This window comes from Rhodococcus sp. M8, assembly GCF_015654185.1.
Lineage (GTDB): Bacteria > Actinomycetota > Actinomycetes > Mycobacteriales > Mycobacteriaceae > Rhodococcus > Rhodococcus aetherivorans.
The window spans coordinates 2,423,524-2,444,657 of the sequence record NZ_CP064065.1 but is presented as its reverse complement, the minus strand read 5'-3'; the positions used below and the strand labels follow the sequence as shown (position 1 = coordinate 2,444,657).

Sequence of the window (21,134 nt, the reverse complement as noted above, 5' to 3'; positions counted from 1 at the left end):
CTCGCTCGTCCGGTTGTGACGGCGTGTGTCCGATTCGCCGGGTGGGCGTGTCCGGACCGTTCGGTAGCATCGGGCGGTCGGGATGCGCCGGGGGTGGATGTGCGGCGCAAAACACAATCAGAAGGCGGCTGATGAGTTCGGTTCTCGGGGTGACCGCAGGGACGAGTGCCGTCCGGATCGTTCGTCCGATCGATCCGGCCGCGCCCGCCGCGGGCTACCAGTTCCAGGTGGTGGAGACCAGGCAGGACGATCCGGCACGGCTCGCGGCGCAGACCGTGGGCGTGCTCGTGCAGGCCGGCATCGCGGGCGACACCGTCGAGCGGGTGGGCCTGGTGTACCGCGACGCCGCCGACGCCGAGCGGCTCCGCGCCGCGATGGCCGAGCAGGGACTCGACCGCTACACCCTCGTCGGCGAGTCCGAGGCGGCCCTGGCCTACCTGCGGGCCACCGGCGAGCTCCCCGGTGACGTCGCGGTGCTCTACGACCTGGGTGCCTCCGGGCTCACCGTCACCGTCGTCGACCGCACCACCGGCGCCGTGCACACCGAACGCACCAGGACCGTCTCCGGCCGCCTGTTCGACGACGCAGTGCGCCTGCACCAGCTCGGCTCGGACGGGGTGTGGCGACCCGACGACCCGGAGGACGAGGAGTTCGTCGCCCAGTGCCGCACGGCCAAGGAACAGCTGTCCGGCAGCGACGCCGTCGCCGTGCCGGGCACCGCCGGCGTGATCCTCATGTCCCTCGAGACCTTCGACCCGCTGATCACCCCGCTCGTGGAGGGTTCCGCGCGGTTCCTGCGCGACGTCGTGCACCGGTCCGGCGCCCGGCCCGAGGCGATCGTGCTGCTCGGCGGCGGCGCCCACGTCCGGCTGGTGCGCCGGGTGCTCGAGACGTGGATGAAGCTGCCCGTCGTGGTGCCGCACGAACCCGAACTCGTCCTGGCCAAGGGCGGCGCCCTGCGCGCCGTCGCCGCGGGCCCCACCGCGTCGGCGGTCACCGAACTGATCGTCCCGCCGGGGGCCACCGAACGCATCGTCCCGCCGCGCGGAGTGGCGCCGCAGCGCACCGAGCGGCTCGCGCGGACCGAGACACCCGCGCCGGCCCCGGTGGACGACGCCGGGCCGCCCGAGCGGACGCCGGCGTGGAAGCGGGCGGCGACCGCGCCCGGCCCGCAGGTGTCGGGCCGCCAGATCAGCGGGGCCGGGCTGGCCGGCACCGCCCTGGGTGTGGTGGCCATGATCGGGCTGGCGCTGGGCGCACAGAACACCTTCGCCGGCGACGACGAGTCGGAGCCCCGGCCGACCGAGGTGATCGTGACGACGCCGCCGCGGACCCCGCAGCCGGCGCCCGCCGTCGCGCCGGCGCCGGCGCCGACGACGACCACCGTGCCGCCGATCGAGGAGTCCACGACGGAGCGGGTGGTGCCGCCCCCGCCGGTGGCCACCGCCCCGCCGCCGCCGCTGATCCCCGGGCTCAACATCCCGGTACCGACACTGCCGCCGCTGCCGCCCCTGCCCACGATCGAAGTGCCGCCGGAGCTGCGGCTACCGATCTGACGGACCCCTCCGCCGCCGGGGAGCCTCGTGGCCGATGGCGCCCGGCGCGACGGGTTAGAGTACAGACGATGTTTTCGCCGCAGAACACCCCGCTGTGCGACTCGGTCACGCTGGCCTATCGGCGCGTGCGCGCCGAGCCCGGTCAGCTGACCGTGCTGCGGCGGGCCCTGGAGCGCTGGCTCGACGCGGTGCACGTGCGCCCCGAGCTGACCCGCGACGTGCTGCTGGCCAGCTACGAGGCCCTCGCCAACGCCGTCGAGCACGCCTACCGCGACGGTGCATCGGGCACCCTCGACCTCGAGGCGACGCTGATCCCGGGCGACCGTCAGGTCGAGGTCGCCATCATCGACCGCGGCAGCTGGCGCGCGAACGACGCCGAGCCGGGCACCAGCTCGCGCGGGCACGGTCTCACGCTGATCAAGTCCCTGGCCGACACGGCGACCGTGGCCCCGGCCGACACCGGGACCGTCGTCACCATGCGCTGGAGTATCTAGCGGCAGTAGTTGTCGGCGACCGTAGTCGCCGGCATCGCTAGTTTCGGCGGCGGGGCAGCCGCACCACCTGGACGAAGAACTCGTCGATCTGCCGGACCGCCCCGATGAACTGGTCGAGGTCCACCGGCTTGGTGACGTACGCGTTGGCGTGCAGCCGGTAGCTGCGCAGGATGTCCTCCTCTGCGGCCGAGGTGGTCAGCACCACGACCGGGATGTCGGACAGGTCCGGGTCGGACTTGATCTTCTCGAGGACCTGGCGCCCGTCGTACTTGGGCAGGTTGAGGTCGAGCAGGATCAGGTCGGGACGCGGCGCTCCGACGTGCTCGCCGCGCTGGTACAGGAAGTCCAGCGCCTCCTCGCCGTCGCGGACGACGTGCAGCTCGTTGCCGATCTTGTTGTCCTCGAAGGCCTCACGGGTCATCAGCTCGTCGCCCGGGTCGTCCTCGACCAGGAGGACGTCGATGGGTTCTGCGGGGGTCATGCGGGGGCTCCTTCGAGATCGGTGTCGGCCGGGGCGTGCTCTTCGGGTTCTTCGTCGGGCAGGGCGGGCAGGGTGAAGCAGAACCGGGTGCCGCCGGTGTGCTCGGTGTCGATCCAGATCCTGCCACCGTGGTACTCGACGATCTTCTTGCACACCGCCAGGCCGATGCCGGTGCCGGTGTAGACGTCGCGGCCGTGGAGGCGCTGGAAGATGACGAATACCTTCTCGGCGAACTCCTCGTCGATGCCGATGCCGTTGTCCGTGACGCACAGCTGCCAGCGGCCGGCGCCCGCCCGGTCACCGTGGTCCTCACCGTCGATCCGGTCGCACGTGATCCGCACGACGGGTGCGCGGTCGGGGTGGCGGAACTTGATCGCGTTGCCCAGCAGATTCTGCCAGAGCATCGTCAGCAGGGTCGGATCGCCCGTGATCTCGGGGAGCTGCTCGGGCCGCTCGATGCGCGCCCCGGACTCGTCGACGGCGGCGGCGAGGTTGGCCACTGCCTTGTCCAGCGGCTGATCCAGATCGACGCGCACGTGGGCGTCGTTGACCCGGCCGACGCGGGAGAACGCCAGCAGGTCGTTGATGAGGACCTGCATGCGCTTGGCGCCGTCGACGGCGAACGCGATGTACTGGGTGCCCCGTTCGTCGAGCTTGTCGCCGTAACGCTTCTCGAGCAGCTGGCAGAAGGAGGCGACCTTGCGCAGCGGCTCCTGCAGGTCGTGGGAAGCGACGTAGGCGAACTGCTCGAGTTCGGCGTTGGAGCGGCGCAGTTCCTCGGCCTGGGCGTCGAGGTCCGCCTTCTGGCTGGCGAGGCGCTGGTGCTGGGTGTGGGCGGCCGCGAGCGCGAACACGATGCGCCCGCGCATGGCTTCGACGTCCTGGGCCAGGGCCCGGATGTCCTTCGGGCCCTGGGGCCGGATGTGCTGGTCGAAGTTGCCGTCCGCGACGACGCGCCGCGTCGCCGCGCGCAGGCTGACCAGCGGCATGGCGACGAGGTTGTGCACGAGGATCACCATGAGCAGGCCGGTGAGCAGGAAGCCTGCCACCATCGCCACGAGCACGGAGTTGCGGATCGTCCGGGCGTGGATGAGGTCGTCGTAGCCCTCCGCGCGGGCCTGGACGAGTTCGGCGTTCTGCGCCTCGAAGAGGGTGCGCATGGCGTCGAACGTGGTCCGGCCCCGCTCGGTGCTCGCAGGATCCACGGGCTGGGGGACGCCGGGGACGACGCTCGCAACGAGCGGGTCGGCGTAGTCGGCGCGCCACGCGGCCGCCGCCGCCTCGATCTCGTCGACGTCGGCGAGCAGTTCCGGATGGCCGGCGGTGAACTCCCGCATCCGGTCCGCGGCCTCCTGCTCGACCCGCTTGCCCGTCAGGTACGGCTCGAGGAATTCGACGTCGGCGGTGGCGGCGTAGCCGCGGGCGCCGGTTTCCTGATCGAGCAGCGCCGCCTGCAGCCGATACGCCTCGGCACGGGCCGGCTGGATCTGGTCGACTAGTTCGTCCGTGATCTGGGCCGTGCGCTGGATGAAGTAGCCACCCACGATGGTGCCGAGAACGACGAACACGGCGAGGACCGCGAAGGCGACCTGGAACCAGCTCTGGACCGTCAGCCGCGAGCGCACCCGCTCGACCTTGGGTTCGGGCATCGACGGGTCTCTCATGACTGCTCCGTCACCTTCTCGCTCCAGCGCACATGTACCACGGCCACGTCGTCGGCGAGTCCTCCGTGACTCTCCGCCAGCGCCTCGGCCCGGTCGATCAGGGTGTCGACGAACGCCTCGGGCGCCAGGTGGCCCTCCTCGCGGGCCAGCCGCAGCAGGCCCTCCTCGCCGAGGCGTTCGCCGCCGTCGCCGATCCGGCCTTCGAACAGCCCGTCGGTGAACATCATGATGCCGCCGCCTTCCGGCAGTTCCAGCTCGTGCACGGGCCATGTCGAGACGCCGGGCAGCAGTCCGAGGGCGGGTCCGCCGGGCGCCTCCACCCAATCCACCCCTCGGGAACTGTGCAGCAGCAGACCCGGATGCCCGGCGCGCATCACCTGCACCCGGCGCCGGTCCGGCGACATGGCGAGGCTGGTGAGGGTGGCGAAGTGCCGCTCGTTCGCCCGTTCGGCGACCATGATCTGCTCGAGCTTCTGCAACTGCGCGACCCCGGTGACGCCGGTGACCACGAGGGTGCGCCAGGCGATCCGAAGGCTCACCCCGAGTGCGGCCTCGTCGGGGCCGTGCCCGCTGACGTCGCCGATGAGCACGTGCACCGTGCCGTCCTCGGTCTGCACGACGTCGTAGAAGTCGCCGCCGAGCAGGGACTGCTCGCGCCCGGGCCGGTAGCGGGCCACGACGTCCACGTCGCCCGTGCCGCGCAGCATCGGCGACGGCAGCAGGCCGCGTTCGAGGCGGGCGTTCTCCCGCGCCTGCAGCCGGCTGGCCTGCAACGCGACGGCGGCATGCTCGGCCTGCTTGCGCTGGATCGCGTAGCGCACGGTCCGGCCGAACATGTCCGGCTCCACCCGACCCTTGACGAGATAGTCCTGCGCGCCGGCGGTCACCGCCGCCAGCCCCGTCTGCTCCTCGGCGAGGCCGGTGAGCACCACGACCGGAACGCCGGCGGCGTACTGCTGCACCCGGGCCAGCGCGTCCATGCCCTGCGCGTCGGGCAGATGCAGGTCCAGCAGGATGCAGTCGGGCAGTCCGTCGGCCAGCTCCGCGCGGGCCGCGGCCATCGTCTGGACCCATTCCAGGCGCATGCCCTGCGCGCTGTCCGCCACCAGTTCCTCGACGATGAGTGCGTCGCCGGCGTCGTCCTCGATCAGGAGGACCGACGGCTCCTCCCGGTCCCAGTCGGTCTCCAGAGCAACCGATGTACCTTTGCTGCTACTTCCTGGTGGTGCGCCGGCAGGCCCGTGCTGCTCGGAGAACATGGCCCCTGCCCTTCGATCTCGCGTGCCGTGATCCCGGATCCCTCGCTCCGGACGACAACAGAGGAAGAATACCTATCGTTCACCCGCCCGCCGTCGCCCGCGGACGACGAACCGGTCACCGGGCATGGCGGCCCTTCCGTGCGACGGGCTCGGGGGCGCCGGGCCGCGCCAGCAGTGCGGCGATGCCGGTGGTGAGCGGAACGGACAGAGCGAGCGCGATGCCGCCCACACACGCCCGCACCACCTCGATGGCGACGGCGTCGCCGGTGAGCACGTCCGAGATGGACCGGCCGGCGACGCTGAACAGCAGCAGCAGGGGCAGGGCGCCACCGGCGTACGCCAGCACCAGGGTGTAGACGGTGCTGGCGATGTGGTCGCGGCCGACCCGCATCGCGGAGGAGAACACCTTGCGGCGCGAGGCCGTGGGATCGAGCGCCGCCAGCTCGAACGCCGACGCCGCCTGGGTGATGGTCACGTCGTTGAGGACGCCGAGCGAACCGATGATGAAGCCGGCGAGGAGCAGGCCGGTGATGCTGACCTGCTCGAGGTACAGCTGCACGTCGGTGTTCTGTTCCTCGGACAGCCCGGTCAAGTGTGTCATCCAGATCGCGAGGTACGAGAGCAGGGCGGCGAGCAGCATCGACGCAAGGGTGCCCAGCAGGGCCGAGCTGGTGCGCAGATTCACCCCGTGCGCGAGATAGAGCACCGCGTAGAGGATGATCGCGCCGCCGACCAGCGCGACGGGCACGGCGGGTTTGCCGTCGAGCAGCGCGGGGAGCATGAACACCACGAGCACCCCGAACGCGATCAGCAGGCCGATCAGGGCGCGCAGGCCACGCCACCGGGCCACGGCCACGATGACCACGGCGAACGCCGTGATGATCAGCGCGAGGGGGAGCCCGCGGGAGTAGTCGTAGAACGAGTACTGGGTGGCGCCGGACGGGTCGACCTGCCGCACCAGCCGGATCTCCTCGCCGACGCGCAGGTCCGGCTGCCCCGGGCCGGGCCCGATCTCGAGCAGGGTGCGGGTGCCCTCGTTGGGGCCCGAATCGATGGTGACGATGCTGCGCTGGCACTGGTAGGCGTCGGTCGCGGGGGGAACGGGGTCGCCGGTGAACGGGCGGCCGGCCGAACTGCTCCCGCACGGGCCGATGTCCTGCTCGACGACGGTGCCGGCCTCGGTGACGACGGCTCCGCCGCCGGTGGTCTGGAACGGGGCCGGAATGTCGACCGCCTGCCCGCTGGGCCACAGCGCGACGGCGCCGGCGAACACGGCGACGCCGATCGCGACGAGGAGTCCGACGACGACCTTCGCAGCGGTGGGTCCGACCGGGATCGGCCCGGAGAAGTGGCCGTGGCCGTGTCCGTGTCCGTGGCCGGGGGGCTCTGAGCGAGTCACCGCATCAGGGTAACGACGAGATCGCGGCGAGGTCGCATCGCGGAAGCCCGGCCGCATCCGGGGGACAAGGGCTGGTGGTGGCGGGGAGCAGGGGGGGTGTCCCCGCCACCGTCGACCTGATCTCGCACAGGGGGGATGGCGTGATCAGGGAGCCCAGCACGCTGAGGTGCCGTAGACAAACGTACTGGCTCTGTCGGCCCCCGGGGTAGTACCTACAGTGTGTCGGTCCTCACCGGGGTCCGGCCGCACGCTCGTTTTCGGGGGGAGTCGACGGCTCTGCCTGCGGTGACGCCGTTCGTTCGTCGCAACATATACTTTCGACAACGGTCGGCGTGTCGTGCATCCCGGGCGTGTCGCGAGCAGGTCACCGCGGTCACTGCTTGTAGCTGGACAGGAAGTTGCCGAAGCGTTCGATGGCCACCGCCAGGTCACGGGCCCACGGCAGCGTCACGATCCGCAGATGGTCCGGATCCGGCCAGTTGAAGCCGGTGCCCTGCACCATCAGGATCTTCTCCTGCAGCAGCAGGTCCTGGACCAGCTTCTCGTCGTCGTGGATCTCGTACACCTCCGGGTCGAGGCGCGGGAAGGCGTACAGGGCGCCGCGCGGCTTGACGCAGCTGACGCCGGGAATCGAGTTCAGGCGCTCCCACGCGACGTCGCGCTGCTCGAGCAGCCGGCCACCGGGCAGGATCAGGTCCTCGATGCTCTGATGCCCGCCGAGCGCCACCTGGATGGCGTGCTGGGCCGGCACGTTGGGGCACAGGCGGGTCGAGGCGAGCAGGTCGATGCCCTCGAGGAACCCGCCGGCGTGGTCCTTCGGGCCGGTGATCGTCATCCAGCCCGACCGGTACCCGGCGACCCGGTAGGCCTTCGACAGGCCGTTGTAGGTCAAGCACAGCAGGTCGGGCGCGAGGGTGGCCAGGGAGATGTGCTTGGCGTCGTCGTAGAGAATCTTGTCGTAGATCTCGTCGGCGAGCAGCAGCAGCTGGTACTTGCGGGCCAGCTGTACCAGCTGCTCGAGCACCTCGAGCGAGTACACGGCACCCGTCGGGTTGTTCGGGTTGATGACCAGCAGGGCCTTGGTCTTCTCCGTGATCTTCGACTCGATGTCCTCGATGTCGGGATTCCAGTCGTTGGACTCGTCGCACAGGTAGTGCACCGGCGTACCGCCGGCCAGGGACGTCATCGCCGTCCACAGCGGGTAGTCCGGCGCCGGGATCAGCACCTCGTCGCCGTCGTCGAGCAGGGCCTGCATCGTCATCGTGATCAGCTCGGAGACGCCGTTGCCGAGGTAGACGTCGTTGATGTCGAGCTTCGGGAAGCCCGGCACGAGCTCGTAACGGGTGACGATGGCCCGGCGCGCCGACGCGATGCCCTTCGACTCCGAGTAGCCCTGGGCGTTGGGCAGGGCCGCGATCATGTCCTGCACGATCGTCTCGGGTGCCTCGAACCCGAACGGCGCCGGGTTGCCGATGTTGAGCTTCAGGATGCGGTGCCCCTCCGCCTCGAGCCGCGCGGCATGCGCGTGCACCGGCCCCCGGATCTCGTACAGCACGTTCTGCAGCTTCGCGGACTGCTCGAGCTTGCGGGTGATGCGGTGATGAAGGTGGCCCTGTTCTCCTGTACTCACGGCGTCCATGGTGCCACCCGGCCGCAACCGGGTTTCAGCCGGATTTCGCCTGCATCGCCGCGTCCACCGCGACGATCGGCCCGAAAAGTGCAATCATGACCACTTGTGACCGTTGCGTCGGGGTGACGCGCGGGTGGATTGAGGAGTCGCACGGTATGGCACAGGGAACTGTGAAGTGGTTCAACGCCGAAAAGGGTTTCGGCTTCATCGAGCAGGACGGCGGTGGACCCGACGTGTTCGTCCACTACTCGGAGATTCAGGGCTCCGGCTTCAAGTCGCTGGACGAAGGCGCCCGGGTCGAGTTCGAGATCGGGCAGGGACAGAAGGGCCCGCAGGCCCAGGGAGTCCGTCCCATCTGAGCGGGTCGTCCCGACGGTTCGACGGCGCTGCACCTACGGTGCGGCGCCGTCGCTGTATTCGGACCGGTCACAACTTCGTGGGTGGTTCGTCTCGTTTGTCCTACTATTCGGTAACATCCCGGCGCGTTGCGGACATATGGGATGTAAGAACCGTGATGTTCGGGGGACGGGCGAGACAACCAGGGGGTTGGTGTACATGGTGGGGGACGGGAGCGCGGGGGCGCGCTGGAAAGACCGGAAACGGTACCTGTGGCTGTGCGGGCTCGCCGTCCCGCTGAGCCCGTTCGTCGCGTGGCTGCTCGTCGAGTACCTGCACCTCGGTGTCTTCTGGGCGTTCGGTGCGCTGCTGATCGCGGTGATCGTCCCGCTCGTCGACCGGTTCACCGGCGTCGACAAGGCCAACCCGCCGGAAGAGGTCGTGCGCGACCTCGAGGAGGACCGGTACTACCGCTGGTGCACCTACCTGTACCTGCCGCTGCAGTACGCGGGCCTCGTCTTCGCCTGCTGGGTGTGGACCGTCGCGCCGATGGGCTGGCCCGAGCGGTTCGCGATGGCCGCCACCGTCGGCGTGGTCGGCGGCGTCGGCATCAACGCCGCGCACGAACTCGGGCACAAGCGCACCGACCTCGAACGCCGGCTCGCCAAGATCGCCCTCGCCCAGTCGGGCTACGGGCACTTCTTCGTCGAACACAACCACGGTCACCATCTGCGGGTCGCCACCCCGGAGGACGCGGCGACGGCGCGATTCGGCGAGACGTACTGGGAGTTCCTGCCGCGCTCGGTGTTCGGCGGTCTCCGGTCGGGCTGGCGGTACGAACGCGAGCGCCTGGCCCGTCGCGGGCTGCCCTGGTGGAGCCCGCGCAATAACGTCCTGAACGCCTGGGCGCTGACCGTTGTGCTGTACGCCGGGCTGATCGCGGTCTTCGGATGGTCCGTCGCGCCCTGGCTGATCGTGCAGGCCGTCCTGGCGGTGATGTTCCTCGAGGCCGCCAACTACCTCGAGCACTACGGCCTGCTGCGGGAGCAGCGACCCGACGGTTCCTATGTGCGCGTGGCGCCCCGGCACAGCTGGAACAGCGACCACAGCTGCAGCAACCTGTTCCTCTACCACCTGCAGCGGCACAGCGACCACCACGCCAACCCGCTGCGCCGCTACCAGACGCTGCGCACGATGGAGGAGGCGCCGCAACTGCCCGCCGGCTACGCGGTCATGATCCTGCTGTCGTTCGTTCCGTCGTTGTGGCGCAAGGTGATGGACCCGCGTCTTCTCGACCACTACGAGGGCGACCTCGCGCGCGTGAACCTCGATCCCGGGCGTCGCGAGGAGCTCATCGCCCGGCACAGCTGACGTCCCGGACTATCGCTCGTGTACCGGGTGCTCGGGTCGGGGGTGCCGGCTGTACCAACCGGCATACTGTCGGGCGGCGGGCGCTGCGGTGAGACCGTGGGCAAGGACCGACAACCCCACGGTGACGACCGCCGTCGTCAACAACACTTCCTCGTGCGGCAGCGTTCCGGGTTCCTCGACGATCAGGATCGTGAAGACGATCGTCGCCAGCCCGCGGGGGCCGAACCAGCCGACGAAGGCGACGGTCGGGCCGCGGGCGTGAGTGCCCAGGAGAGATATCGCGACCGGGATCACGCGTACGACGGTCAGGCTCAGCACTGCATACGCAAGCACAGGCCACGACAGAGCCGCCAGCGCCGGGCCGAGCAGCACAGCCCCGAAGACGACGAATGTCACGGCGTTGAACACCTCGCCGGATTCCTCGATCAGATGGGAGACATCTCCACCGGCGCGGTGCCGCATCGCCCCGAATACCAGACCTCCGACGAATGCTGCGATGAAGCCCGATCCGCCCAGTGGCACGGCGGACGTGTAGGCGAGCGTCGCGGCGGCCACCGGCACGATCTGACTCCACAGCGGATCGACCGGGATATGTCGGCCTGCGACGATCAGCACCGCGGCGGCGACCGCGCCGGCGCCGACTCCCGCGAGGACGCCGTAGCCGATCTCCTCGAGGACCAGCGTGACAGCAGCGCCGCCACCGATCGCACCCGCCTCTGCTTCGGCGATTGCCAGCACGATCAGGAACACCGGCACGCAGATCCCGTCGTTGAGACCGCTTTCGACGTTGAGACCCTGCCGGATCCGCAGCGGAAGGATCGGCAGCGTCACGACTGCCTGCCCGAGGGCAGCATCGGTGGGCGCGAGAATCACGGCGAGCAGGAGCGCCTCGGGCCAGGTCAGATCCGCAAGTACGAGCACCGCAACCGCGAACCCCGCGGCAATGGTGACAGGTAGGCCGAGTCCGAGAAGGCGTGCAGGAAGCGAGATTTCTGAGCGAAGCCCGGCAACGTCGACGTGGGAGGCGTCGGTGAACAACACGAGGGCGAGGGTCACCTCGGCGAGCAGCTTGACTGTTTCGCTGGTGGCCTCGAGGTCGATCAGTCCTGCCACCTGCGTTCCCATCAGCAGCCCGCCCGCCGTGAAGACGATCGGCGCGGTGATCGGTGTGCCGGCCACTCGCCCGGAGATCGTCGCATAGGCGAGCAGGACGCCGGCGATCGCGGGAAGAGCCCAGGTCATGACGTCCTCCGTGTTCGACGTCGCCCTTCCGGGCGGCTGGGCTCACTCGCTGATGAGCGCTTCGGCCCACCAAGCAGGCGGTTGTGGCAGTGCCGATTCGGGCGGGCCCGAGATCTTCGTCGGGCCGAGCACCGGCCAGGCAGTTGGGTCGAGCTGCGCCTGCCGGGTGACTATCGCGTCGGCGCTGATGTCGAACACGGTGAGATCCTGCGCGATGGTGACGGGCCCGTCGTATCGAGTGCGCATCTCCGCATAGACAGGACCCACGGTCTCGTGGTCGACAGCGAGGTGCCACATCGTCGACATTCTCGCGCCGGCTCGGGCGAAGACCTCGCCGGCCATGTGCGGGCTGGTGTGCGAACCGTTGACGACTTTCTCCGCGAAGTCCGGTGGCACGCCGGCCTTCCGTGCGAAAACGGATGCGGAGGGGAACGTTTCGTGGACGAGGAGGTCCGCCCCGTCGCACGCGTCGACGAGGGTTCGGCAGGGCCGGGTGTCTCCGGAGAACACGACGCTGCGGCCGTTGTAGTCCAGCCGGTATCCGACCGAGCCGTTCTGCATGTGGATCACCGGGAACGAACTGACCTGTACACCGTTGCGCTCGTACACGGTGGCGGTGCGGTCCCAAGGCACCTCGGTGGTCACCGTATGAGCGCCGGACTGGCCGGGGTGACCGCACAACGACTGCATGTCCCATGCGTGCGCCGCCTCGAGATGCCGGATGTAGGAGCGGGTCCCGAGCTCGGGTGTCTCCCCGGCCGGTCCCCACACCTCGACCGGGTCGCGACGGCCCGCCTTGGCCAGGCTCCACACCAGCGTCGGCATGTCACCGACGTGATCGGCGTGCAGATGCGACAGGAACACCTTCGTGGTTGCGGTCACCGGAAGTCGGAGCCCGTTGTAGTTGGCCAGGGCTCCGGACCCGAGATCGAAGAAGAACAGGTCCCGCTCGGGGTTGCCCACCTCGATCAGCAACGAAGCCGATGCCTGGCTCGGCTTGACGAACGGATCGCCCGACCCCAGCACCGTGACCCTGATTTCGCCGTCCCGAACAGGCTCCGTTCCTGCCGTCGAGTCCGGATGCGGCACACTGGAAGGCGTCCCGAGCACAGGGGTCGTGGTCAAGGGGGATCCGCCTTCGAAGGCCAATTCGGTCAGCTCGGTGAAATCCGGGACCATGCTGCACTCCTTCACGACCGCGCGACTTCTCCATGCTCGTATATCGGAGACGGCACGTACGCAGAATCACCGAAAAGGCCGGAGAACGCGGGCGATGCGCTGGAGGGCGTCCGGTCAGCTCTTCCCGATCCCAGGGTTACAGTTCGCGGGGGCAAAGTTGCCACTGATCGAGAAGTCCTGGCAACTGAGCATATGCGGATGCTGGGTGCCGAGCCCATAGGCGGCAAGCATCACCACGACGACCGTGAACAGGACGATCGCGGCGCGCCGGCGACCCAGGTGCTCGGCTTCCGGGAAGAGCACCTTGATCATCAGTGCTGTCAGAATGGGCATGCCGAGCAGAGTGACCGCGACTCCGAACCAGAACAAGACGTCGTGGAAGGTGGACGAGGTTGCCACGGGCAGGAGCCACAGCAGCAGAAGCCACAACGAGGGCAGCAGCAGTGCATAGTTCCGTGCTCGACGCCGTTCTCGGCGATCACCGACCAACTCCAGCCCCAGGAACGCGCTGGTCGCTGCGGCCCACAGGGCCAGATGCTGTTCGAAGAAGATCACTCCGTACACCCCCAGAGTGAACGCCGGCCACCAACCGATTGCCGATGCGGCTACGGCCATCGCAACGACCCTGCGGGTCTCGGGATCCGCGGCTTCGGAAGTCGATTCGGGTCCGGCCTCATCCTCCACGACGCTGATTGTGCACGACGTTTCGAGCGCCTGCGAAACGGATGAAGCTGTCACCCGCCGGGGTGAGGCATGCCCGGCGTTCCTGCCGCTTGCGTCCGTCGGTGTGCATTTTCCCTCGTGCATGCGCATGCAGGGGTACAACAGCGGTGTAGGCGTGCGTGTCCGCTCAGGAAGACGACGACGCCCCCCACGCGAGGTGGGGGGCGTCGGGGGTGTTACGCGCGCCGGCCGGGGGCCTTGGCGCCGGACCTGAAGCCCAGCGCTCCCGGCTTGGCCTGCGGCGGGGCCGGTGCCTCGGCGCCATTGGTTGGCGAGGCCTCGGTGCCGTTGGTCGACGGCGCCTCGGGGGCCGGTGCCTTCTCCGGCGGTGCATCCGGATCGGGCGCCTCACCCGGGGGTGCGTGCGCCGGCTCCGGTGCCTTCGCGGGAGGCTCGGGCTTCTCCGCCGGGGGCTCGGGCCTCTCTGCCGGAGGCTTCGGCGCGGCGGCCTTGCGGGCGCCGGGAGCCTTCGCTCCGCCCTTGAACGCCAGGCCACCCGGCTTCGCCTTCGGCGGCTCGGGAGCCGCCGGAGCCTCCGTGACGGGTGCCTCGGCGGCGGGTGCCTTCGCGGGGGCCTCGGCCGCCGGTGCCGCGACGGGTGCCTCGGCGGCCGGTGCCGGCGCGGCCTTCTTCGCGCCCGGAGCCTTGAGCCCGCCCTTCATCTGCAGTCCACCCGGCTTGGCCTTCGGAACCGACGGCGCGGCGGGTGCCTCGGCCGCCGGTGCCTGCGCAGCCGGGGCCTCGGCCGGGGCGGCCGCGGCCGGAGCCGTCTTCTTGGCGCCCGGGGCCTTGAGCCCGCCCTTCATCTGCAGTCCGCCCGGCTTGGCCTTCGGGGCCGCCGGGGCCTCGGCCGGAGCGGATTCGGCAGCGGGAGCGGCGGCGGCCGGAGCGGCCTTCTTGGCGCCCGGGGCCTTGAGTCCGCCCTTCATCTGCAGTCCGCCCGGCTTGGCGGCCGGGGCCGCGGGAGCGTCGGACGCGGCACCGTCGCCGGCTGCGGGAGCCTTCGGGCCCGGGGCCTTCAGGCCGCCCTTCATCTGCAGCCCGCCCGGCTTCGAGCCGGGAGCCTTGGCGGCGCCCTTCATCTGCAGGCCGCCGGCCGGGGCCGTCTTGGGTGCCGCCGGGGTCGCGGCCGCCTCCTCGATCTCCTCGACGCGCTCCTTCTCCACCGTCTCGGCGGTCGCCTCCGAGGCCACGGCGGCCTCCTGGGTTCCGGCGGTCGCCACCGGTTCCGCGACGGGCCGCTCCCGCGGGATCACCTTGATGTTCTCGCTGAGCGTCGCGGGCTCGAGACGGGTGATGGAGTCGAGCATGAGCTGGGCGACGTCGACGACCTCGACGCCCTCGCCCTCGCCCTTCTCCTGACGCGCGGTGACACCGTCGTTGAGCATGACGCGGCAGAACGGGCAGCCGGTGGCGATCTTCGACGGATTCGTCGACAGTGCCTCGTCGACGCGGTCGATGTTGATCCGCTTGCCGATCTTCTCTTCCATCCACATGCGGGCACCACCGGCACCACAGCACATGGACCGTTCGCCGTGCCGCGGCATCTCGGTGAGCTTCGCGCCGGACGCGGCCATCAGCTCACGCGGTGCGTCGTACACCTTGTTGTGGCGGCCGAGGAAGCACGGGTCGTGGTAGGTCACGTCCTGGCTCACCGATGCCACCGGCACCAGCTTCTTCTGCCGCACCAGGCGGTTCAGCAGCTGGGTGTGGTGCACGACCTCGTAGTTCCCGCCGACCTGGGGGTACTCGTTGTTGAGCGCGTTGAAGCAGTGCGCGCAGGTGACGACGATCTTGCGCTTGGAGTCCTCGACGCCCTCGAACACCGAGTTCAGGGTCTCGATGTTCTGCATCGCGAGCTGCTGGAACAGGAACTCGTTGCCCGCGCGACGGGCCGAGTCACCGGTGCAGGTCTCCTCGGCACCGAGAACCATGAACTTCACGCCGGCGGTCGCGAGCAGCTCGGCGACGGCCTTCGTGGTCTTCTTGGCCCGGTCCTCGTAGGCGCCGGCGCAGCCGACCCAGAACAGGTACTCGTAGTCGGCGAAGCTGTCCGCGTCCTGGCCGAACACCGGAACGTCGAAGTCCAGCTCGGAGATCCAGTTGAGCCGGTCCTTGGCGTTCTGGCCCCAGGGGTTGCCCTTGTTCTCGAGGTTCTTGAACAGACCCGCGAGCTCGGACGGGAAGTCGGACTCGATGAGCACCTGGTAGCGGCGCATGTCGATGATGTGGTCGACGTGCTCGATGTCCACCGGGCACTGCTCGACGCAGGCGCCGCAGTTGGTGCAGCTCCACAGCGTCTCCGTGTCGATGACGGGCGCGAGCTCGCCCTCGACGGTCTCGCCGACCAGCTTGCGATCGGCCTCGGCCAGGGCTGCCGCCGGGATCTTCCCGAGCTTGGTCTCGTCCGCGTTGCCCTCGGCGTCGACCAGGCCGACCTCGTCGCCGCCGAGGTCCTTGCGGCCACCGGCGAGCAGGTAGGGCGCCTTGGCGTAGCCGTGGTCGCGCAGCGAGGTGATGACCAGCTTGGGCGACAGCGGCTTACCGGTGTTCCAGGCAGGGCACTGCGACTGGCAGCGACCGCACTCGGTGCACGTGGTGAAGTCGAGCCAGCCCTTCCAGGAGAAGTCCTCGATCTGGCCGGCACCGAAGGTGTCGGTGTCCGGATCGGCCGTCTCCATGTCGATGGCCTTGCCCTTCGACGTCATCGGCTTCGCGGCGCCGAGGGCGACGCCACCGTCGTCCTCGCGCTTGAAGTAGATGTTGAAGAACGCGGCGAAGCGGTGCCAGGCGACACCCCACGTGATGTTGCGGCCGACGACGTACAGCCAGACCATGCCGGACATCAGCTTGACGAACGCGAAGATCGACACCATCACGGCGCTCGCCGGCAGCAGCTTGGCGAGGTTCATCGTGAAGAAGTCGGTCCACGGGTTGGCGTGGCCGTAGGTCGCGATCTTGCCGGCCTTGACGAAGATCATGCCGAGGCCCTCGATGAGGACGACGGTCTCGACGAAGTACGCGGCCCGGAAGTCGGAGCCGGCGAAGCGCGAGAGCCGCGCGGGCTTCCGCGGGTGGTTCAGCTGCCGGATGATGATCAGCGCCGTGATTCCGATCACGGTTCCGAGGCCGAGCAGTTCGTCGATCAGGTGATAGACGGCGGTGTTGCCGATCAGTGGCCAGTGGAACGCCGGGTCGAAGGTCTGGCCGTAAGCCTCGAACCAGACGATCGCGCCGAGCATGAAGCCGACCATCACCAGCCAGTGGGCCCAGCCCACGGTGCGGAACTTACTCATCCGGGTGTGTGCGACGAACTCGACGAGCATCTGCTTGAAGCGCGGGAAGAACGGCCGCCACCGATCCGGAGCCGGCTGGCCGATCCGGACGACGTTGACCATCTTCATCGCGCCACCGATGAACGAGTACCAGCACACCAGACTGAGCAGCACGCCGATCGTGCCCAACGTGATCGTCAGGGCATTCATAGGTGGCCTTTCGTGTCGGGGGCGGCAGCGCGCCGCCTGGTATAAGCCCACGCATCCTAACCCGAACTAAGTTACCAGCCGGTAGCTATAGGAAGTTACCGGCCGGTAGTCTAGTCTCGCGGTGCTGCGGCGCGGTGCTGGGCAGAGGTCGACCGCGTGGGGGGCGGCCGAATTGCCGCATCGCGCCGTAGCGTGAGTGTCCGCTCACGTTAAGCGTTAAACCTTTCGACTCATTGAGTCAGGCAAACCTAACGTGCGGTAGCTGGTCACGCTTCGGCATACGTACTCGTGAGTCCGGCAACGGAGTGGCAACGGATTCGGTACATTCCGGACGCGAGGATCCGTGTGATGTCGGTTATGATGCTGCGCGAGATGTGCTTCGCGCACCCGCGATCAGGGCCTACGGTGCGCAGGGGCACATTGGTGTCAGAACTTGGGGGGCGTCCGTCGGGGGCGTGCGCCGAAGTCACAGAACGGAATCGAATGAAGTTCAGGAAGCTCGCCGCCGTCGCGGCGATGACCATCGCCGCCGTCGGCGTCACTGCCGGCACGTCCTACGCCGCACCGGCGGTCACGGCACCGGAGAAGATCAACTACGAGACCAAGGCGGAGGGCGACTCCGTCGTCACCGTCATCGATGCCGGTTCGTTCGCCGTGTCCGGCGACGGCAAGAGCGTCGAGCTGCAGGACGGCGACGGCAACGCGGTCGTGAGCCTGCCGCTGGCCATCCAGCTCGGCGACCTGCAGCTGCCCTTCGAGCGGGAGATCAGCGAGGACGGCAAGACCCTCACCCTGACGCCGGTCACCGACCCGTCGAAGGCCACCCCGGTCGAGCCCGAGGACAAGGTCGCTCCGGGCCTCAACCCGGTCAGCCTCAAGCTGAGCGACGTCGCGTCGCCCGAGGAGAACCTCAAGGCGCAGCAGAACTTCGCGTCCCAGCTCGGCATCGCCACCGCCGTCGGCGGCCTGGTGGGCACCATCATCGGTGCCATCGCAGGTTGCATTGTCGGTGTCGGTGTCGGCTGCATCCCGGGTGCCACCATCGGCGGCATCATCGGCACCATCGTTGCCGGTGGTCCGACGCTGGTCGTCGCCGGCATCGGCCTGATCAACACCCTCATGGCGCCTCCGGGCACCACGGAGTGGGCCGAGAAGTAACCCTCGCCCTCAGCCCACTGCGGCCCCGCCACCGATCCGGTGGCGGGGCCGCAGTCGTTCTCCGGGCCAGTCAGGACTGGAGCGTGATCAGCCGGAAAAGATGCACCACGATCTCGACGGCGTAGACCACTACGTCGACGCCAACCGTTGCTAGGTCTGCTGACAACAGTCACTCACTTTCTCGTCGAACCGCCGTCAACGGACGCCGGGATATGCGACGGTCCGGCCGCGGAGCACACTCCGTGGCCGGACCTCGGGACCTTCAGGATCCTAAACCGGGCGGCTGGTTTCCCGGCGTCTCGCTCGGCGCGACACGCCGCACAGCACGAGGGCCCGCCTCCGGCCGGAGGCGGGCCCTCGTGGAGCTTTCAGGGAGCGACGATCACCAGGTGCGCACGCGCAGCCCGGGGTTCTCGGCGAGGACCGCGGAGATCGGCGTCGCGAACAACTCCGGCGACTCGCCCAGCAGGCCGCTGACCACGCCGGCAATCTCGCACATGCCGTACTGACCGACGTTGGAGGCGCTGGAGATGCCCAGGGCCAGGGTGCCGGTGACGATCGTGCCGCCGCTGTCGCCCTGCAGGGCGCACAGGTTGGTGGAGAAGCCGTTCTCCAGCACGCGGTGGCCGACCTCGACGGTCTGGCCCGAGGCGGTCACGACACCGCAGCTGTAGCCCGAGCGGACGCCGGACTTGCACGCGGGCGCGCCGACGACGGGCTCGGCGACACCGGTGATCGGCAGCGGCGCCGCCAGCGGCACCCGCACACCGTTGTTCTCGAACCGGCCCTGGGCCTCGGCGGTCGGCCGGATCACGGCGTAGTCGCGGCCGTCCAGGCTGGTCTTCTCGAAGGTGCCGAGCTGCTGGCCGAGCTCCTCACCGAGCAGCTGGTACACCTTCGACGCGAACTGGGTGCCGGCGGACGGCCGGTTCGGGTCGCAGTGCCCGGCGGTGATGTTGACCGGGCGGTCCGAGCTGTCGACAGCGTTGAAGCCGAGCGAGCAGCGCAGGCCCTCCCCGGCGCCGAGCGCTGCGTAGGCGTCCCCGCCGAACAGGGCCGTCGGGGCGGCGAGGTCGGCGACGGGCCGCAGGTCGCCGGCGGCCGGCTCCGGGACGAGCGGCGCGGGCGCGAACAGCACCCGGGCACCCTGCAGGAAGTCGGGCAGCCGAATCCCGGCGACGTTCTCGGTGCGCAGCACGACGTCGTTGTTCACGACGTCGATGGCGACGCCGCGCACCAGGTCGGCGACGGCGGGCGGCTGGGTGGCCAGCCAGTCGTTCAGCGCCTTCAGTTCGTCGCGCAGCTGCGTCTCGGTGCGGTCGGTGTCCTCGACGGTGAATCCGGCGTCCTCGGCGGCCTCGCGGGCCGCGTCGTAACCCTCGCCCTCGGTCAGCCCCACCTTCGGCGTGCCGTCCCGCTCGAGCCACACGCCGGAGAACACGGCAGCGAACTCCTCCCGCGCCGATTCGGCGAAGCGGGCCAGCTCCTGGCTGCGGGCAGCATCCGTCAGGTACCGCTCGGGGCTCATCTGCAGGTCCCGGGCCAGCGCCTCCACGAGTTCGTTCGGCAGCGCCGTCGCCTCGATCGGGGCCGGGTCGGCCTGTGCGATGGCGGCGGCAGGGCCGAGCAGCATGAGCGCTGCCGAACCGTAAACCGCTGCTCGACGGGCGAAGGAGCGTCGCATGGATGCCTTCCTCGTTGATCTCCGCGACGGTGCGCGAAGATGCCGGCCCCGGGCGGGCCGGTGCTGGACGGGACGATCATATGGGGTCGGCCGCGCGAACACCCAGCCGCGCGGCGTGGCGCGGGACCGGTCAGGCTGCAGCGCCGGTGCGCACCCGCGCGCCGGTCTCGGCCTCGATGTCCTGGATCGAGATGCCCAGGCTGGAGGTGCCACCCTGCGGTGCGAGGACGAGGTTGGCCTCCACACAGTCGGGGGCGCCGGAGCTGTTGGAACCGCTGATCACGCCGAGCGCGAGGGTGCCGGTGACGATGGCGCCGCCGCTGTCGCCGGAGAGGGTGCAGGCGGTGGTCGCGAAGCCGCGGATCGTGGTGCTCGTGCCGTCGGCACGGACCAGCTGGGTCTCGATCCGGTCGGCGGCGACGATGCCGCACGTGAAGTACGACGACTGTCCGGACTTGCACACCGGGGCGCCGGCGACGGGCGCGGCGGTGCCGGTGACGGTCAGCGTCGAGCCGTTGCCGCCGCGGATGACGGGCCGGTTCAGGCCGACGTCCTGGCCCGCCTGGTCGAGGCCGATGATGCCGTAGTCCAGGGTGCTGCCCTCGCCGACGGTCGAGCGGGTGAACGCGCCGATCTTCAGGCTCTCGTCGATGTTCTCCCGGTTGGGCAGGTAGACGGTGGAGCCGCCGTCCTCGCGGGCGACCGCGTCGCAGTGGCCGGCGGTGATGTTGGCGGCCGATCCGTCGGCGTCGACGGCGTTGAAGCCGAACGAGCAGACACCGATGCGGTCGAGCGGCGTCGAGCGGACGTCCCCGTCGGCGGTGATGTAGGTGTCGCCACCGAGCGGGCCGGGCTCGTTCGGCGGCTGGCCCGGGGTGAGCATGACCTGGACGTTGGCGATGAGCGTCGGCAGGTTCAGGGCGCGGCCGGCCGGGCTGTTGGCGATGTCGACGATCAGGCGGTTGTTGAACACGTCGATCGACGTCGCGTTCACCTGGGAGGACAGTTCGCGGGGGAGCGCGGCGACCCAGCGGTTCAGCTCGGCGAGGGACTGCTCGAGCCCGTCCGCGGACACCGGCGCGACGGTGACGTGGTAGCCGTCGTTCTCGGCCTGCCGGGCGGCGTCGGGGTTGGTGACCGCGACGACGGGCCGGCCGTCGGTGCCCAGCCATGCCCCCGCGAAGTCCTCCGGCCGTTCGGCACGGAAGCTGCGCGCGTAGTCCGCGAGTTCCTGCGCGCGTTCGGATCGCGCGAGGTACTCGTCGGCGCTGATCTTCAGGTCGCGGCTGATGGCCTCGACGAGTTCGGCGGGCAGTTGATCCGCGGGCAGCTGATCGGCCGGGGCGGCGTGGGCGGTCGCAGCGAGCGGCCCGGCCAGCAGCAGTGCCGACGCCGCCGCGACGACGACACGGCGAACGGTGGTACGAGCAGCGGCGCGCGACGCCGACGAGTGACGCATGGGGGCCCTTCGAG

At 69.7% G+C, this 21,134-nt stretch carries 16 protein-coding genes; 5 read left to right on the top strand and 11 right to left on the bottom strand.

Annotated features, from left to right (window positions below; genetic code table 11):
- Positions 1 to 131: 131 nt before the first annotated feature.
- On the top strand, positions 132 to 1,556 hold the full coding sequence (locus ISO16_RS10895) for a chaperone protein (protein WP_072635961.1): 1,425 nt from the start codon (positions 132 to 134) through the stop codon (positions 1,554 to 1,556).
- A gap of 68 nt (positions 1,557 to 1,624) precedes the next feature.
- A complete protein-coding gene (locus tag ISO16_RS10890) occupies positions 1,625 to 2,050 on the top strand; it encodes an ATP-binding protein (protein WP_072635960.1) in 426 nt (141 codons plus the stop codon).
- A gap of 37 nt (positions 2,051 to 2,087) precedes the next feature.
- Here ISO16_RS10890 and ISO16_RS10885 read toward each other — a convergent pair whose 3' ends face one another.
- From ISO16_RS10885 to ISO16_RS10865, 5 genes are all read right to left on the bottom strand, one after another.
- Positions 2,088 to 2,531, bottom strand: coding sequence for a response regulator (locus ISO16_RS10885; protein WP_006934327.1), 444 nt, complete (start codon positions 2,529 to 2,531; stop codon positions 2,088 to 2,090).
- On the bottom strand, positions 2,528 to 4,195 hold the full coding sequence (locus ISO16_RS10880) for a sensor histidine kinase (protein ID WP_230304517.1): 1,668 nt from the start codon (positions 4,193 to 4,195) through the stop codon (positions 2,528 to 2,530). Before ISO16_RS10880 ends, ISO16_RS10885 begins: the two co-directional genes overlap by 4 nt.
- Complete coding sequence (locus ISO16_RS10875) at positions 4,192 to 5,454, bottom strand: PP2C family protein-serine/threonine phosphatase (RefSeq protein ID WP_170913973.1); 1,263 nt, start codon at positions 5,452 to 5,454, stop codon at positions 4,192 to 4,194. The genes ISO16_RS10880 and ISO16_RS10875 overlap by 4 nt, the downstream gene beginning before the upstream one ends.
- 115 nt (positions 5,455 to 5,569) lie before the next feature.
- Positions 5,570 to 6,910 carry a YibE/F family protein gene (locus ISO16_RS10870; protein WP_230304516.1) on the bottom strand — a complete coding sequence of 447 codons (1,341 nt, stop codon included), beginning with the start codon at positions 6,908 to 6,910 and terminating at the stop codon, positions 5,570 to 5,572.
- A gap of 316 nt (positions 6,911 to 7,226) precedes the next feature.
- Positions 7,227 to 8,492, bottom strand: coding sequence for a pyridoxal phosphate-dependent aminotransferase (locus ISO16_RS10865; RefSeq protein WP_029545602.1), 1,266 nt, complete (start codon positions 8,490 to 8,492; stop codon positions 7,227 to 7,229).
- 146 nt (positions 8,493 to 8,638) lie between these two features.
- Here ISO16_RS10865 and ISO16_RS10860 point away from each other — a divergent pair, with 146 nt between their 5' ends.
- Together ISO16_RS10860 and ISO16_RS10855 are read left to right on the top strand one after the other, a co-directional pair.
- Positions 8,639 to 8,842 (top strand): cold-shock protein, encoded by a 204-nt coding sequence (locus ISO16_RS10860; RefSeq protein WP_003938894.1) that lies wholly within the window; start codon positions 8,639 to 8,641, stop codon positions 8,840 to 8,842.
- Between the two features lie 196 nt (positions 8,843 to 9,038).
- A complete protein-coding gene (locus tag ISO16_RS10855) occupies positions 9,039 to 10,190 on the top strand; it encodes an alkane 1-monooxygenase (RefSeq protein ID WP_072635958.1) in 1,152 nt (383 codons plus the stop codon).
- Positions 10,191 to 10,199: 9 nt separating this feature from the next.
- Here the strand turns inward: ISO16_RS10855 and ISO16_RS10850 are convergent, their stop codons facing one another.
- From ISO16_RS10850 to ISO16_RS10835, 4 genes are all read right to left on the bottom strand, one after another.
- Positions 10,200 to 11,432 carry a cation:proton antiporter gene (locus tag ISO16_RS10850; protein ID WP_072635957.1) on the bottom strand — a complete coding sequence of 411 codons (1,233 nt, stop codon included), beginning with the start codon at positions 11,430 to 11,432 and terminating at the stop codon, positions 10,200 to 10,202.
- A gap of 42 nt (positions 11,433 to 11,474) precedes the next feature.
- Positions 11,475 to 12,611 carry a guanitoxin biosynthesis MBL fold metallo-hydrolase GntH gene (gene gntH / locus ISO16_RS10845; protein WP_072635956.1) on the bottom strand — a complete coding sequence of 379 codons (1,137 nt, stop codon included), beginning with the start codon at positions 12,609 to 12,611 and terminating at the stop codon, positions 11,475 to 11,477.
- A 114-nt stretch (positions 12,612 to 12,725) separates the two neighbouring features.
- Positions 12,726 to 13,295, bottom strand: coding sequence for a hypothetical protein (locus tag ISO16_RS10840; protein ID WP_083662304.1), 570 nt, complete (start codon positions 13,293 to 13,295; stop codon positions 12,726 to 12,728).
- A gap of 215 nt (positions 13,296 to 13,510) precedes the next feature.
- Complete coding sequence (locus tag ISO16_RS10835; protein ID WP_072635955.1) at positions 13,511 to 16,819, bottom strand: (Fe-S)-binding protein; 3,309 nt, start codon at positions 16,817 to 16,819, stop codon at positions 13,511 to 13,513.
- Positions 16,820 to 17,302: 483 nt separating this feature from the next.
- Here ISO16_RS10835 and ISO16_RS10830 point away from each other — a divergent pair, with 483 nt between their 5' ends.
- Positions 17,303 to 17,977 (top strand): hypothetical protein, encoded by a 675-nt coding sequence (locus ISO16_RS10830; protein WP_072635954.1) that lies wholly within the window; start codon positions 17,303 to 17,305, stop codon positions 17,975 to 17,977.
- 382 nt (positions 17,978 to 18,359) lie between these two features.
- Here the strand turns inward: ISO16_RS10830 and ISO16_RS10825 are convergent, their stop codons facing one another.
- Together ISO16_RS10825 and ISO16_RS10820 are read right to left on the bottom strand one after the other, a co-directional pair.
- Complete coding sequence (locus ISO16_RS10825) at positions 18,360 to 19,661, bottom strand: S1 family peptidase (RefSeq protein ID WP_072635953.1); 1,302 nt, start codon at positions 19,659 to 19,661, stop codon at positions 18,360 to 18,362.
- Between the two features lie 130 nt (positions 19,662 to 19,791).
- On the bottom strand, positions 19,792 to 21,120 hold the full coding sequence (locus ISO16_RS10820) for a S1 family peptidase (protein WP_006934299.1): 1,329 nt from the start codon (positions 21,118 to 21,120) through the stop codon (positions 19,792 to 19,794).
- Positions 21,121 to 21,134: the final 14 nt, after the last annotated feature.

Coding starts and splice junctions, on each gene's coding strand:
- gntH (WP_072635956.1), bottom strand. CDS start 12,611: ATGGTCCCGGATTTCACCGAGCTGACCGAATTGGCCTTCGAAGGCGGA.
- ISO16_RS10885 (WP_006934327.1), bottom strand. CDS start 2,531: ATGACCCCCGCAGAACCCATCGACGTCCTCCTGGTCGAGGACGACCCG.
- ISO16_RS10895 (WP_072635961.1), top strand. CDS start 132: ATGAGTTCGGTTCTCGGGGTGACCGCAGGGACGAGTGCCGTCCGGATC.
- ISO16_RS10850 (WP_072635957.1), bottom strand. CDS start 11,432: ATGACCTGGGCTCTTCCCGCGATCGCCGGCGTCCTGCTCGCCTATGCG.
- ISO16_RS10820 (WP_006934299.1), bottom strand. CDS start 21,120: ATGCGTCACTCGTCGGCGTCGCGCGCCGCTGCTCGTACCACCGTTCGC.
- ISO16_RS10860 (WP_003938894.1), top strand. CDS start 8,639: ATGGCACAGGGAACTGTGAAGTGGTTCAACGCCGAAAAGGGTTTCGGC.
- ISO16_RS10880 (WP_230304517.1), bottom strand. CDS start 4,195: ATGAGAGACCCGTCGATGCCCGAACCCAAGGTCGAGCGGGTGCGCTCG.
- ISO16_RS10830 (WP_072635954.1), top strand. CDS start 17,303: ATGAAGTTCAGGAAGCTCGCCGCCGTCGCGGCGATGACCATCGCCGCC.
- ISO16_RS10890 (WP_072635960.1), top strand. CDS start 1,625: ATGTTTTCGCCGCAGAACACCCCGCTGTGCGACTCGGTCACGCTGGCC.
- ISO16_RS10865 (WP_029545602.1), bottom strand. CDS start 8,492: ATGGACGCCGTGAGTACAGGAGAACAGGGCCACCTTCATCACCGCATC.
- ISO16_RS10825 (WP_072635953.1), bottom strand. CDS start 19,661: ATGCGACGCTCCTTCGCCCGTCGAGCAGCGGTTTACGGTTCGGCAGCG.
- ISO16_RS10855 (WP_072635958.1), top strand. CDS start 9,039: ATGGTGGGGGACGGGAGCGCGGGGGCGCGCTGGAAAGACCGGAAACGG.
- ISO16_RS10870 (WP_230304516.1), bottom strand. CDS start 6,910: ATGCGGCCGGGCTTCCGCGATGCGACCTCGCCGCGATCTCGTCGTTAC.
- ISO16_RS10875 (WP_170913973.1), bottom strand. CDS start 5,454: ATGTTCTCCGAGCAGCACGGGCCTGCCGGCGCACCACCAGGAAGTAGC.
- ISO16_RS10835 (WP_072635955.1), bottom strand. CDS start 16,819: ATGAATGCCCTGACGATCACGTTGGGCACGATCGGCGTGCTGCTCAGT.